This window comes from Polymorphospora sp. NPDC050346 (genome assembly GCF_040655695.1).
GTDB classification, from domain to species: domain Bacteria; phylum Actinomycetota; class Actinomycetes; order Mycobacteriales; family Micromonosporaceae; genus Polymorphospora; species Polymorphospora lycopeni.
Window position 1 is genome coordinate 20,312 of sequence record NZ_JBFAKM010000018.1, and the last position, 13,976, is coordinate 34,287.

General features: G+C 73.4%; 11 protein-coding genes. 6 read left to right on the forward strand and 5 right to left on the reverse strand.

The window, feature by feature from the left end:
• Window positions 1–8 precede the first annotated feature (8 nt).
• Entirely contained in the window at window positions 9–1,649 is a 1,641-nt protein-coding gene (locus AB0I42_RS19600; protein WP_357538953.1) for a VWA domain-containing protein, read from the forward strand.
• 291 nt (window positions 1,650–1,940) lie between these two features.
• Here AB0I42_RS19600 and yidD read toward each other — a convergent pair whose 3' ends face one another.
• The 3 genes from yidD to AB0I42_RS19615 all read right to left on the reverse strand — a co-directional run bounded on the left by yidD (window position 1,941) and on the right by AB0I42_RS19615 (window position 5,514).
• Window positions 1,941–2,336, reverse strand: a complete 396-nt coding sequence (gene yidD / locus AB0I42_RS19605) for a membrane protein insertion efficiency factor YidD (RefSeq protein ID WP_357538954.1) — start codon at window positions 2,334–2,336, stop codon at window positions 1,941–1,943.
• A gap of 632 nt (window positions 2,337–2,968) precedes the next feature.
• Window positions 2,969–4,603: an anibiotic ABC transporter gene (locus AB0I42_RS19610; RefSeq protein ID WP_357538955.1), complete on the reverse strand. Its 1,635-nt coding sequence runs from the start codon at window positions 4,601–4,603 to the stop codon at window positions 2,969–2,971.
• Entirely contained in the window at window positions 4,600–5,514 is a 915-nt protein-coding gene (locus tag AB0I42_RS19615) for an ABC transporter ATP-binding protein (RefSeq protein ID WP_357538956.1), read from the reverse strand. Before AB0I42_RS19615 ends, AB0I42_RS19610 begins: the two co-directional genes overlap by 4 nt.
• Window positions 5,515–5,597: 83 nt before the next feature.
• Here AB0I42_RS19615 and AB0I42_RS19620 point away from each other — a divergent pair, with 83 nt between their 5' ends.
• The 3 genes from AB0I42_RS19620 (at window position 5,598) to AB0I42_RS19630 (ending at window position 7,252) form a co-directional block, all read left to right on the forward strand.
• Entirely contained in the window at window positions 5,598–6,323 is a 726-nt protein-coding gene (locus tag AB0I42_RS19620; RefSeq protein ID WP_357538957.1) for a TetR family transcriptional regulator, read from the forward strand.
• Between the two features lie 90 nt (window positions 6,324–6,413).
• On the forward strand, window positions 6,414–6,764 hold the full coding sequence (locus AB0I42_RS19625; RefSeq protein WP_357538958.1) for a helix-turn-helix domain-containing protein: 351 nt from the start codon (window positions 6,414–6,416) through the stop codon (window positions 6,762–6,764).
• Window positions 6,761–7,252 carry an SRPBCC domain-containing protein gene (locus tag AB0I42_RS19630; RefSeq protein WP_357538959.1) on the forward strand — a complete coding sequence of 164 codons (492 nt, stop codon included), beginning with the start codon at window positions 6,761–6,763 and terminating at the stop codon, window positions 7,250–7,252. Before AB0I42_RS19625 ends, AB0I42_RS19630 begins: the two co-directional genes overlap by 4 nt.
• A 19-nt stretch (window positions 7,253–7,271) precedes the next feature.
• Here the strand turns inward: AB0I42_RS19630 and AB0I42_RS19635 are convergent, their stop codons facing one another.
• Window positions 7,272–9,230, reverse strand: a complete 1,959-nt coding sequence (locus AB0I42_RS19635) for a BTAD domain-containing putative transcriptional regulator (RefSeq protein ID WP_357538960.1) — start codon at window positions 9,228–9,230, stop codon at window positions 7,272–7,274.
• Between the two features lie 107 nt (window positions 9,231–9,337).
• On the opposite strand from AB0I42_RS19635, the gene AB0I42_RS19640 reads away from it, so the two are divergent.
• On the forward strand, window positions 9,338–10,216 hold the full coding sequence (locus tag AB0I42_RS19640) for an alpha/beta hydrolase (RefSeq protein ID WP_357538961.1): 879 nt from the start codon (window positions 9,338–9,340) through the stop codon (window positions 10,214–10,216).
• A 53-nt stretch (window positions 10,217–10,269) separates the two neighbouring features.
• Here AB0I42_RS19640 and AB0I42_RS19645 read toward each other — a convergent pair whose 3' ends face one another.
• The gene (locus tag AB0I42_RS19645; protein WP_357538962.1) at window positions 10,270–12,111 is read right to left on the reverse strand and encodes a right-handed parallel beta-helix repeat-containing protein; all 1,842 of its coding nucleotides are present in this window, start codon (window positions 12,109–12,111) and stop codon (window positions 10,270–10,272) included.
• 353 nt (window positions 12,112–12,464) lie between these two features.
• Between AB0I42_RS19645 and AB0I42_RS19650 the strand changes: the two genes are divergently transcribed.
• Window positions 12,465–13,856, forward strand: a complete 1,392-nt coding sequence (locus AB0I42_RS19650; RefSeq protein WP_357538963.1) for a pectate lyase — start codon at window positions 12,465–12,467, stop codon at window positions 13,854–13,856.
• The last annotated feature ends 120 nt before the right edge of the window (window positions 13,857–13,976 follow it).

The following is a 13,976-nucleotide window of genomic DNA, read 5'->3' on the forward strand; positions in this document are numbered from 1 at the left end:
GGACTCCCGTGCGCCGTACGCCCCAACTGGTGCTGGCCGCCGCGCTGCTCGCACTCGCGACCGCCTGCACCGCCGACCCGGCACCGACCACGCCGGCCAGTGGATCCGAGGACCCGTACCTGCGCGGTTCGGGCACCCTGCGGGTGCTCGCCGGCAGCGAACTGGCCGACCTGCGCCCGATCCTCGACGAGGCACGGGAGGCGACCGGCGTCACCGTGCAACTCACCGAGATCGGCACCCTCGACGGGATCGAACGGGTCGCCAGCGGCGCGGCCGCGCGCGACCACGACGCGATCTGGTTCTCCAGCAACCGCTACCTCGAACTGCACCCGGACGCCGGTGACAAGATCGGCGTCGACGCCAAGGTGGCGAACTCGCCGGTGGTGCTGGGGCTGCGGACCTCGACGGCGCAGCGGCTCGGCTGGGACAAGAACCGTCCGACGTGGAGCGAGATCGCCACGGCGGCCGGCGAGGGCGAGTTCACGTACGGGATGACCAGCCCGGCGACCTCCAACTCCGGTTACTCGGCCCTGGTCGGGGTGGCCGCCGCCCTGGCCGGCACCGGGCGGGCGCTGACCACCGACGAGATCACCGCGCTGACGCCCCGGTTGCAGTCGTTCTTCACCGGGCACGCCCTGACGTCCGGGTCGTCCGGCTGGCTCGCGGACGCGTACGTGCACCGGCAGACCGCCGGCGTCCCGCTGGACGGCCTCATCAACTACGAGTCGGTGCTGCTGTCACTCAACGCCGGCGGCCGGCTGTCCGAGCCGCTCACCGTGATCTACCCCGCCGACGGGGTGGTCACCGCCGACTATCCGCTGACCCTGCTCGCCGGCGCTGGCGAGCAGGCCCGGGCCAACCACGCCGCGATCGCCGACTTCCTGCGCCGGCCGTCGACCCAGGCCAAGATCATGGAGCGGACGCACCGCCGGCCGGCCGTCACCGGGATCAGCCTGGCCAGCGACTTCGGCCCCACCGACGGCGGCCTGGTCGAGCTGCCGTTCCCGACCCGCTACGAGGTGGCGAACAAGCTCGTGTCGAGCTTCGGTGACACGCTGCGCAAACCGGCCCGCACCATCTACCTGCTCGACCTGTCCGGGTCGATGCGCGGCGGCCGCCTGGAGGGTCTGCAGTCCGCCCTGCTCGGGCTCTCCGGCGCGGACACCTCGCTGTCCGGCGAACTGACCCGGTTCAACGGTCGCGAGCAGGTGATCCTCGTGCCGTTCAGCACCACGGTCCAGGAGCCGCGCCGGTTCGACGTACCGTCCGACGACCCGCGGCCGACCCTCGACCGGATCCGCGCCGACGTACAGGGGTTCTCCGCCAACGGCGACACCGCGATCTACGACGCGCTCGCCCGGGGCCTGGAACTGGCCCGCGAACTCGACACGGCCGATCCGGGCCGGTTCACCAGCGTCGTGCTGCTGACCGACGGGGAGCGTACGGTCGGCCGGAGCCTGGACGCGTTCCGGAGCCTGCACGCCGGGCTGCCGGCCACGATCCGGTCGGTGCCGGTGTTCACCCTGCTGTTCGGCGAGGGGAACGTCGGCGAGATGACCGAGATCGCCACGCTGACCGGGGGACGGACGTTCGACGCGCGGACCGGCTCGCTCGGCGCCGTGTTCAAGGAGATCCGCGGCTACCAGTGACCGGGTCCGGCCCGGGCGTAACCGGGGCCGGCCGGGCCCGCCGGCCGGCTCTGTCGGGCTCGGCCGGCCCCGGTTACGGCGGACTCGGTCGGGCGGTGTCCGTGCGGGGAGGGGCAGGGTCGCTGTCGCCGTCCACAGCGAATTCGGCGTAGGAACAGCGAATTCGCTGTGGACCTCGGCAGTGATACCCGGCCGCCGGACGCTCGGCTTCCGCGCGGGTGCCGGCGCTACACGCTTTCCTTGATCGACGCGAGTCCCAGACCGGGTTCCCCCGCGCACCCCGCCCGGCTGTCAGCGCACCGGGTCGTGGGTGCCGTGCGGTACGCCGGGACGGCAGCGGCGCACCCGTTCGGCGGCCATCCGGCCACCGGCCGCCAGCCCGTACCGCTCCACCGCTGTCAGGCCGTACGCGCCGCAGGTCGGGGTGAAGTGGCACCGCCCCGGCCAGTGCGGCGACAGCCACCGCCGGTAGCCCCGGATCGCCGCCGCCCCCGCCCGGTCCACCGCCGGCGCCCGGGTCATGGCCGCCGTGGCCGAGCTGAGCATCAGCAGGGTCGAGAACAGCCCGAACCCGCAGCAGTCACAGCAGCCGTCCGGGTTCTTGGACTTGTGCTGCCTGTTGAACCTGTCCTGCTGCCGGCGGTTCTCCCTGGCCTGCTCCCAGAAACGCCGGAACCCGCTACTCATGATCCATCAGTACCACAGCCGCGCTCCCTGCCCGCGGGCGACCGGCCGGCCCGGCACCCCCTACCCGGGTATGACCGCCGGTTGGTCCCGTGGTGGCACGACGGCCCCCCACCAGGGCCGTACGCTGCGGATGATGGACGATCCGATCGACGCGCTCCGGGCCGCGCCGCGGGACCTACGGCGGCTGCTCGTCGGTCCGGACTACCCGCCGCACCGCGCAGAGCCGGCCGGGCGACGGCGGCGCTTCCGGCCCTACCTGGTGCAGGCCGGGCTGCTCGGCCTGATCGGGCTGACCGTCGCGGCGGCGGGCGATCCCGGCCGGCAGAGTGGCGACCGGAATCTACCTGTGCCACCAGCCGGTGCTGGTCGCGGTTGCCGGGACGGCCGCGCTGCTGGGCAGCGGCGCGACCGTCCCGGGCCTGCTCGGCGATCCGACCGGCCCGGCCTGGATCGGTGCCCGGCTCGGCTGGCTCCCGCCGCTCGCCACCATCCTGGGCGTCCTGGTCCGGCCGGCGGCCCGGAATCACCGCGCGATCCCGGCCGGTACAGCACGGGCGGCCGGCGCGTCACCGGGCCGGGTCGCGGCGCCGGAAGGCGCGTCACAGGGCCAGGTCTCGGCGCCGGGAGGCGCCTCAAAGGGCCAGGTCTCGGCGCCGGAAGGCGACCATCCCGACGGCGAGCAGGCCGGCGGCCACCGCGAGCAGGGCCAGCAGCGGACCGGCGGTCACCTCGTCGACCGGTACGGCGGGGACGTGGCTGAACGGCGAGGCGTTCACGACGGCGGCGGGCAGGTCGAGGACGGCCCCGAACTGTCCGGCCAGCGCGCACAGCGCCAGCGCGGTCCAGGCGATCGCGGCCGACCAGCGGGGCAGCAGCCCGAACCCGGCGACGACGACACCAGCGAGCACGAAGACCGCCGGGGCGTGGGCCAGTGCCGCGCCGGTCATGCGGGCCGTCTCGGCCATGACACCGGCCGTGCCGTCGACGGTCGCCGCGTAGGCCAGGCCGATGGTCGCGCCGGTCAGCGCCTGCAGCACGAGCACACCGCCGGCCGCGCACGCGAGGTGGCCGCCGAGCCAGCGGGAGCGGGACACCGCGCCGGCCGCGACCGCCTCCAGCCGGCCGGCGCCCTCCTCGACGTACGCCCGCAGGACGGCCTGTACGGCGTACCCGGCGACCATCAGGGCCACGAACGACATGATCGTGGCGAGGAAGGCGTCGACGAGTCCGCCGGTGCCGCCGAGCTGGGCGATCGCGTCGGCGAGCCCGGCGTTGTCGCCGACCAGGGCGTCGACCTCGTCGGTGACGGCCCCCATCGCCACGCCGAGCACGGCCAGCCCGATCGCCCAACCCAGCAGCCCGCCCCGGTGCAGGCGCCAGGCGAGGCCGGTGGCCGTACGCAGCCCGGCACCGGCGCGGGCCGGGCCGGGGCGCGGGGCGACGAGTCCGGTACCGGCGTCGCGGCGCTCGACGAGCACGGCGGCGACGGTGCCGGCGAGGACGCCGAAGACGGCCGGCAACGCCAGCAGGCCGAAGTGGTCGGCGTCGAACGGGCGTACCTGGTTGGCCCAGCCGAGCGGGGAGAGCCACGACGGCCAGGCGCTGGTGACCCGCAGCCCGTCGGCGTCGACGGTGCCGAGGGCGTCACCGACGGCGCGCAGCAGGAAGGCGACGCCGACCGCGATCGCGGCCGCCGAGTTGGCGGCCCGCGACGTCGAGAAGACCTGGGCGGTCACCGCGGCGACAGCGGCGAAGGCGACGCCGACACCGGCGAGCGCCGCCCCGTAGGTCAGCGCCCCGGAGACCGGCAGGCCGAGGCCGACCAGGGCCGCCGCGACGCCGGCCCCGATCAGCAGGTCGGCGCCGACGGCGACGGCGAGCGCGGCGGCGAGCGGGGCGTGCCGGCCGACCATCGCCGAACCGGTCAGCTCGAACCGGCCGGTCTCCTCGTTCTGCCGGGTGTGCCGTACGACGGTGAACGTCGTCATCAGGGCGACGAGGACGGCCAGCGAGGTGAACGTCTCGGCGACGACGATCGAGCCGAGGCCGGCGCCGGAGATGGGGCCGTTGAAGGCGCGGGCGACGACGCTGACCGCGGTGGTGCCGGCGTACGCCAGGCGGTCGGACTCGGCCCCGTAGAGGTCGGCGACGCTGGCGGCGACGGCGAACCCGACCGCGGTCACGCCGGCGATCCAGACCGGCAGTGTGATCCGGTCGCGGCGCAGCGCCAGCCGGGCGAGGCGGCCGGCGCCGGCGAGCGCGTTCACCGGGCACCGGCCGGGCTGGTGGCCGGCGCCGGCCGGTCGCCGTAGTGCCGCATGAACAGTTCGTCGAGGCTCGGTGGCGCACTGTTCAGCGAGCGGATGTCGTGGTCGGCGAGGAGCCGTAGGACCGCGCCGAGGTGTTCGGAGTCGACCTCGAAGTGCATGGTGTCGCCGTCGGCGCGCAGGTCGTGCACGCCGGGTACGGCGTCGAGCCGGTCGACCGGGTGGGCGGTGCGTACGGCCACCGACACCCGGGTCAGGTGCCGCAGTTCGGCGAGGGTGCCGGACTCCACGACGCGGCCGGCGCGCACGATGGTCACCCGGTCGCAGAGCGCCTCCACCTCGGCCAGCACGTGGCTGGAGAGCAGGACGGTGGTGCCGGCCGTCCGGGCCTGGCGTACGCAGTCCTGGAACACCGCCTCCATCAGCGGGTCGAGGCCGGAGGTCGGTTCGTCGAGCACGAGGAGTTCGACGTCGGACGCGAGGGCGGCGACGATGGCGGTCTTCTGCCGGTTGCCCTTGGAGTAGGTCCGGCACTTCTTGGTCGGGTCGAGTTCGAACCGTTCCAGCAGGTCGTCGCGGCGCCGGTGGTCGAGGCCGCCGCGCAGCGACCCGAGCAGGTCGATGACCTCGCCGCCGGTGAGGTTGGGCCACAGGTTGACGTCGCCGGGGACGTACGCCAGCCTGCGGTGCAGGGCGACGGCGTCGCGCCACGGGTCGCCGCCGAGGACGGTGACGTCGCCCGAGTCCCGGCGCAGCAGGCCGAGCAGGATGCGGATCGTGGTCGACTTGCCCGCCCCGTTGGGACCGAGGAAGCCGTGCACCTCGCCGGGCTCGACCCGCAGGTCGAAGCCGTCGAGGGCGCGGGTCGATCCGTAGGTCTTCACCAGTTGCGACACCGCGATGGCCGGCATGGCACCTCCGTAATCGTCTGACCGATGGTCAGATAATACTCGGCCTGGATGACCATCGGTCAGGGCGGGACTACGATCGACCGATGGACACCACGGCGCCGGCGACGGACACCCGGTCGCGCATCCTGCGCGCGGCCGCCGCCCTCTTCGTGCGCAAGGGCTACCAGCGCACGTCGCTGCGCGAGATCGCCGACAGCCTGCGGCTGACCAAGGCGGCGATCCTCTACCACTTCCCCACCAAGGAGCACCTCGCCGGCGAACTGGTCGAGCCGTTCGTCGCCGACCTGGAGGCGGTGGCCGCGCACGCCGCCAGGCAACCCCCCGGACCGCGCCGGTGGGCGATGATCGAGGGCTGGCTCGACACCCTGCTGAAGCACCGCGAGCCGTTGGGCATGCTCGTCAACGACATCGCGATCCTGAACCGCAACTCGGTCTACCGGCGGATCCTCGCGGTGGCGACGCAGGCCAACGAACTGGTGGCCGGGCCGGACGCCGACCAGCGGGAACGGGTGCGGGCCACCCAGGCGATCGCGATGGTCAGCGACCCGATCGTGTTCTACACCGACGCCGACACGGCGACGCTGCGCGAGGACATGCTCGACGGCGTACACCGGTTGCTGGAGGGCGAGCCCCGGCCGGCGGCGCGGGCGGGGGACCGGACGCGGCGCGGCCGCCCGCCGGCACTCTCGCCGGCCGACGTGGCGAGCGCCCGGGCGATGCACGCGACCGGCACGCACACCGTGGACGAGATCGCCGCCAAGTTCGGAGTGGGTCGGGCGACCCTCTACCGGCACCTCAATCGAGACTAATTACGGGACCATTTTCGGGATTTTGAGACGGCAACCCGACTTCTCGAACCCGCTTGCGCCGCCCACGCGCCGCCACTAACGTACAACCACATGGTTGTAGGTGAGCTGGACGAGGCGGAAGTGGACCGCATCTTCCACGCCCTGGCCGACGCCACCCGCCGCGACATCCTCACCCGGGTGATCCGCGAGGAGCAGTCGGTGTCCGCCCTCGCGCGGAACTACCCGATGAGCTTCGCGGCGGTGCAGAAACACGTGGCGGTACTGGAACGGGCCGCACTCGTCGTCAAGCAGAGACGCGGAAGGGAGCAGGTCGTGCACATCGACGTCACCGCGCTGCGGCGGGCGGCCGAGCTGCTCGACGCGTACGAACGGCTCTGGCGGCACCGCGCCCGGGCAATGGAACAGATCCTGGCCGAAGACCGAGAAGGGGAACAGCCGTGAGCGTGATAAGCATCGACAAGGACGTCCAGGCGTTGACGCTGACGTTCGTCGCCGAGTTCGACGCCGGTGTCGAACGGGTCTGGCGGCTCTGGGAGGACCCGCGCCAGCTCGAGCGGTGGTGGGGCCCGCCGACCTGGCCGGCCACCTTCGAGCAGCACGACTTCGTGGTCGGCGGCTGGTCCCGCTACCACATGACCGGCCCGGAGGGTGAGAAGTCCCGCGGCTGGTGGACCATCACCGCCATCGACGCGCCGCACCGGCTCGAGTTCGACGACGGCTTCGCCGGTGAGGACGGCGAACCGGTGGACGACATCGCCCCCACCCACGGCACCGTGACGCTCGAGGCCGCCGGCGACCGGACCCGGATGACCGTCGTCTCGAAGTTCGTCGACGCCGACCAACTGGAGCAGATGGCGGCGATGGGCATGGAAGAGGGCATGCGCCTGGCGATGGGCCAGATCGACGCCATCCTGGCCGAGACCCGCTGAGCGGTCCGGTCGGCCCGGGTCAGGCCGTCCCGACCCGGGCCAGCCGGCCCAGCCAGCGGGCCGTGGGACCGAGGGTCAGCAGCCCGCTTCCCGCGCCCGCGAGCTCGCCGGCGGCCGGTTCGAGGGCGGCGTGGGCACGGCCGGCGAGTTCCCGGTCGCCGGTGGCGACGGCGGCCTCACCCACGAGGCACCACCGCACGTCGAGCAGGTGGTCCGGCGGCGGCTGCGGCACCGTACGCAACAGCGCCCGGGCCCGGGGCCGGTCGCCCTCGGCCAGCAGCACCAGCGGTCGGACCCACGGCTCGTACGGCCCGTAGTCGAGGCCGGGACCGGTCGGTGCCGGCCGGTCGTGCAGGAGCCGGAGCGAGAGCAGCGCGAGGGGAAGCAGCCCCTGTTCGAGCCCGGGCATGCCCGCCTCGGGCAGGGGCCGCGCCGCCTCCCGGTAGGCGGCCGCGACGGTTCCCGGCTCCGCGCCGGTCGCGGCGGCCCGCATGGCGCGGTACCACCGCGTGAAGACGGCCACGAGCGGGGACTCGTGCCGCTCGGCCAGGTGTTCGGCGGCGGCGGCGTGGGTGTCCGCGCCGGCCAGGTCGGCGAGCGCCGCCCGGGCCTGGAGCCGTACGAGGTGCCCGAGGATCTCGTACGTGGTCAGGCCGTGGCGGGACGCGACGTCGACGATCTCGGCGCCGATCCCGTCCCGACGCGCGGCACCGCCGGCCTCGGTGAACGTGTGCAGGAAGACGCCGTTGAGGGCGAACACCAGCAGCGCGGGGTCGCCCAGCTCGCGGGCGATCCGCTCGGCCTCCCCGGCGGCCCGGCGGGCGTCCGGGTCGTCCGTACCGCGACTCTCGATCGCGATCGTGGTCAGCAGCCGGGCCCGGACCGGATCAGGGCCGGCCGGACCGAGCGCGGCGAGGGTACGGCGCGCGGCGTCGACCACCTGACGCGCCTGTGCCGCGTCGTCGGACCGGCTCCAGATGGCGGGTACGTCGTACGCCCCGATGATGCGCGCGGTCAGGTCGGGGTCGCCGGCCCGTTCGGCCGCCAGGATCGCGGCCAACCGCTGCTCGCGGGCGGCGACGAGGTTCTCGCCCCCGGTGACCGCGAGGGTCCGCAGCAGGTCGACCGTCGACCGCAGCCCGGTCCGGGAGCCGGCCGCGACGGTCCGCTCGTACTGGGCGGTGGCGTGGGCCCAGGGCTGGTCGTGGTCGTGCACCGGCGCGGTGAGCCGGCGGGAGCGGTTGAGGACGTCGACCTCGAGGCGTCGCAGGTCGTCGCCGGGGTCGAGGCCGAGCCGGTCGACCAGCGTCTCCCGGGCCCGGCGCAGCACCGCCAGCGACTCCCCCTGGCGGCCGTCGCGGTAGAGCGCCAGGGCGAGCAGCCACCACGCGCGTTCCCGCCACGGATGCTCGGCGACCAGGGCGTCGAGGTCGGGTACGGCCCCGGCGGCGCGGCCGAGGTCGAGCCACGCCGCCGCCCGCGCCTCGACGGCGTGCAGCCGCAGTTCGTCCAGCCGCCCGCGCGCGGCCCGGGCCCAGTGCGGGTCGGGGAACTCGGCGTAGGCGGTCCCCTGCCACCAGCCCAACGCCCGGTCGAGATCGTCGGCCGCCCGCCGCGCGGGTGCCTGCCGGGCCGCCCCGACGGCGTCCTCGAACCGCCAGGCGTCGACGGCGTCCCGGGACGGACACAACGCGTAGCCGTTGCCCCGCGACACGAGCAGGCGGGACGGCGTACGCGGGGCGCGGTCCGGTTCGAGGGCCCGGCGCAGGGTCGCCACGAAGGTGCGTACGGCCCCCACGGCGTTGGCCGGCGGCGCCGCCCACAGGTCGTCGACCAGCCGGTCAACGGTCACGACCCGCCCCTCGGCGGCGACCAGGCGGCCGAGCACCTCGCGGTGCCGTGGTCCCTTCAGATCCAGCGGTTCGCCGGCCGGGCCGACCGCCCGGACCGGCCCGAGCACCTCGAAGACGACCGTCACCGCGCCATTGTCCGCCTCCCACCGCCCGGTGGTCGTGCTGATCCGTTGCTGATCGGGGCGCGCGACGGTGGTCCGGTCACCTGACCACGGACATCGGAAGGAACACCGTGACCATCACGATCCCAGGCTTCGAGTACCGGCGGGTCCCGGTCGCCCCCGGGGTGTCGCTGAACACCGCCGTCGGCGGCAGCGGCAGCCCTGTCGTCCTGCTGCACGGCTTCCCGCAGACCCACCTCATGTGGCGGCACGTCGCCGCCGCGCTCGCCGCCGACCACACCGTCATCTGCCCGGACCTGCGCGGCTACGGCGACAGCGACAAGCCGGCCGGGGACGACCCGGCGGCGTACGCCAAGCGGACCATGGCCGCCGACGTCGTCGCCCTCGCCGCGGCGCTGGGGTACGACCGGTTCGCGCTGGCCGGCCACGACCGGGGCGCCCTCGTCGCGTTCCGGGCCGGGCTCGACCACCCGGCGGCGGTGAGTCACCTCGCCTGCCTCGACGTCGTACCCACCCTCGACACGTGGCAGGTGCTGCACGGCGTGTCGGCCTCGGTCGCGTTCCACCTCTACCTGATGGCGCAGCCGGCGGGACTGCCCGAGACGATGATCGCCAGCAGCGCCGACGCGTTCTTCGGCCACTTCCTCGACGCGTGGGGCACCGGTTCGGACGCCGTTCCCGCCGACGTCCGCGCGGAGTACCTGCGGGCCAGCGCGGCGGCCGTACCGTCGATCGTGGCCGACTACCGGGCGTCGGCGACCGTCGACATCGACGACGACCGGGCCGACCTCGACGACGGCAACCGGCTGCGGATGCCGGTCACCGTCGTCCAGCAGGACTGGGGCGCGCAGCTCGGCTACGACGCGGGCGCGGTCTGGCGGGCGTGGGCTCCCGACCTGGAGCACCGGACGACCACCGCCGGTCACTTCATGGCCGAGGAGGCGCCGGACGAGATCGTGAAGGCGATCTCGGACCTGCTCGCCCGCTGAGCCGGACGGTGCCCGGCCGGCGACCGTGGTCACGGTCGCCGGCCGGGCCGAGGTCAGATCCTGGCGCCGACCGCCGCCCCGGAGACCGGGTGCAGGAAGTTCGACGTCGGGATCGCACCGGCCGCCGTACGCGGGCCGGTGATCACCGCCGGGTTGGTGCTGACCAGGCTGGCGTCGTTCCAGGTGCCGCCGATGTTCCACGAGTTGCCGCTGCCGGTCGAGGTCCCCATCGACACCGCCGTCCGGTTGCTCACCGACAGGTTGCCGGTCAGCGTCGACCGCGAGCGCGAGACGTTGAACCCGGTGCCGCCGTTGTCCCAGGCGGTGTTGCGCGAGAACGTCATCGACCCGGGGTTGCCGTTGTCGACGAAGCCGCCCTGGGCATTGTCGAAGGCGATGCTGTTGCGGACGGTGTGCGCGACCGCCGGGTCGTCGGGGTCACCGCCGCCCATCTTGAAGCCGTTGCCGTCGCCGGCGAAGTTCGGGAAGCCCCAGCGGTTGACGCCGTTGCCCCACGCCACCGAGTTCTCGATCAGGATCGGGGACAGGAACTCCCAGGCGTCGAAGCCGTCGTCGACGTTGTTCCACAACCGGGCGCCGCGTACGACGTTGCCGCTGCCGGAGCCTTCCTTGATCGCCAGCCCGTCGGCGCTCTCCCCGTTCTTGCGGGGATCCCGGTTGCCGTAGGCGTCCAGGTTCAGCACCTGGTTGTTGCTGGAGGCGCCCTGGATGTGCAGGCCGGTCTCGTAGTTGTCGCGGGTGACCAGGCGGTCGAAGACGTTGTTGCCGCAGTCCCGGCAGAAGATGCCGTACGGCCCGTTGGCGATCTCCAGGCCGACGAACCGCCAGTACGACGCCTCGATGTGGAACACGCCCCGCTCGGCGTTGGGGATGCTGCCGTTCAGCGGTGCGGGGGTGTGCGGCATCTGCTCGCCGTCGATCAGGACCCGTTCGGTGCCGTACCGGGTGATGGTGATCGGCGCGGACGCGGTGCCGCTCTTGAGGACCTGGATGTTGGTGGTCGGCGCGTAGGTGCCGGCCCGCAGGGCGATCGTCCCGCCCGGGCGGACCAGGTCGACGGCGCGCTGGATGGTGCGCAGCGGCTGCGCGACGGTGCCGGGCGCGGCGTCGTCGCCGTTCGGGGCGACGACGAGCTGGTCACCGGCCGGCGGCGGGGTGGTCGGCGGCGGGGTCGTGGGTGGCGGCGTCGTGGGTGGCGGGGTGGTCGGTGGCGGAGTGGTGGGGGGCGGGGTGGTCGGCGGGGTCGAGCCGCCGGAGTCGACCGTGACGTCGTCGAAGCTGGCGCTGGCGTACGCGGTGACCAGGCCGATGCGGCCGGCGGCGACCAGGCTGTTCGTGGCGCTGCCGACCTGGGTGCCGTCGACGAAGCCGCGGATCGTGCTGCCGCTGACCTCGATCCGCAGCGTATGCCAGGTGCCGGTGGCACCGAAGCCGGTGGCCGAGCCGAGCGACGTGATGGCGCTGCCGTTCACGGCCTGGAGTTCGGCGCGTCCGCTGCCGAGCAGGGCCAGCCGGTACATCTTGGTGGCGCTGCTGGAGCGGGCGGCCAGGGCGGCCAGGCCGCCGGAGCCGTACGAGACCGGTTTGACCCGGGCCTGGACGGTGTAGTCCGTCCAGCCGGTCTGGCCGGCGAACTGCCGGGCGAGCTGGCTGCTGGCGCTGGACTGGTGGAACACCGGGGAGCCGTCGGTGACGACCGCCCAGGTGCCGCCGGATTTCGACCAGCCGCCGCTGTCGCCGTCGTCGAAGTTGTCGGAGTAGACGGTCGCGGCGTGGGCCGTCGAGACCATGGTGACGGCCAGGGCGGTGGCGGTCGCCGCGGCGCCGACGGCGGCGAGTACGCCCCGGCGGCCGGTGGTGCGCTTGTCGGGCACAGGTTCCTCCTGGTCAGGGGATGTCCCTCGATCGGCGCCGTACGCGGAGGCCCGGACTCCGGTGGTGCCACACGGATCGAGGATGCCAAGAAAGGGCTTTCCCGTCGGTCAGGGTAGGGCGGCGGCGAATGGTCGTCAATGCTTCGACAGTCGCTCCCGACCCCTACCATGATCCACAGGGGACATCGATCCACTTGCCTTGACGGAATATGTCGGCGGCGTTACGTTCATCCGGCGGAACGCGCTTTCCCGCAGGTGGTGCGCTCGTGTCGGGGCAACGGCCAGTGCACGCCATCCCCCATCACGAGCCTGTCAGGGTTGGTTGACAGGCGCCCGTTTCCCGGAGGTTCACCATGGGTGGTTCCCCCACCTTCCGCCGGCGATTGCGGACAACCGCCCTCGCTGTCGGCAGCGCGGCCGTGGTCACGGTCGCGTCCATCGGATTCACCAACCTGGCCAACGCGGCCACCGTCTTCGACGCCACCTTCGAAAGCGGCAGCACGAGCGAATGGTCGAAGTCCGGCGGCACCTGGAGCGTGGTCAGCGACGGCTCCAGCGTCCTGCGGCAGACCAACGCGGGCAGCGAGAACGCCCGCCAGTTCGCCGGCGACACGGGCTGGACCAACTACACCGTCCAGGCCCGGGTCAAGCCGCTCAGCTTCGGATCGAACGGCCACGTCGGACTGCTCGCCCGCGCGTCGGGCTCGACGAAGTTCTACCGGCTGGCCCTCGTACCCGGTAACCAGGTCCAGTTGCAGGCGGTCAGCGGCAGCTCGGTGACCGTACTCGGCAGCACGACCCAGTCGGTCTCCACCGGCTCCTGGTACACCCTGGCCCTCGAGGTGTCCGGCAGCACCATCCGCGGCCGGGTCAACGGCACCCAGTTCGCGTCGGCGTCCAACAGCGCCATCTCGGCCGGCCGGATCGGCCTGCAGACCGTGTACGCCAGCGCGTCGTTCGACGACGTGTCGGTCAACACCGGCGGCGGCACCAACCCGACGCCGACCACGCCCGGCCCGAACCCGACGACCCCACCCCCGACGACCCCGCCGCCGACCACTCCCCCGCCGACCAACCCGCCGCCGGGCGCCTGGCCGTCGCCGACCGGCCAGGTCAAGGTCAACGACACCATCCAGGTGCCGAGCAGCGGCCTCGACGGCGGTCTCAAGCGCTACTACGGCATCGGCGACGGCGGCCAGGGCGAGAGCCAGGACCCGATGTTCGTGCTGGCTCCCGGCGCGACCCTGCGCAACGTCATCATCGGCGCGCCCGCCGGTGACGGCGTGCACTGCGAGGGCAACTGCACCCTGATCAACGTCTGGTGGGAGGACGTGGGCGAGGACGCCGCGACCTTCCGCGGCGGCAGCACCTACCTCGTCGACGGCGGTGGCGCCCGCTCCGCCAGCGACAAGGTCTTCCAGCACAACGGCGGCGGTACGCTCACCATCCGCAACTTCCAGGTCGAGAACGCCGGCAAGCTCTACCGGGCGTGCGGTAACTGCAGCACGTCGTACCAGCGGCACGTGGTGATGCAGAACATCACGGCGCGCAGCACGAAGGCGCTCGCCGGCATCAACACCAACTGGGGTGACACGGCCCGCTTCTCCAACATCACGGTCTACGGCAACACCGTCATCTGCGAGAAGTACCGCGGTGTGCCGAAGGGCAGCGAGCCGACCAAGATCGGTGAGGGCGCGGACGGCGTCAACTGCATCTACAACGAATCCGACATCACCCGCCGGTAGACACGGCGACACCAGGCGGGGGGGGGGGTACCCCCCCCCCCCCCCCCCCCGGCCCCCCCCCCACCGGATACCGCCCCCCCGGGCAGTGCCATGTAGTAAGACCCCCAGAAACCCCGCGGG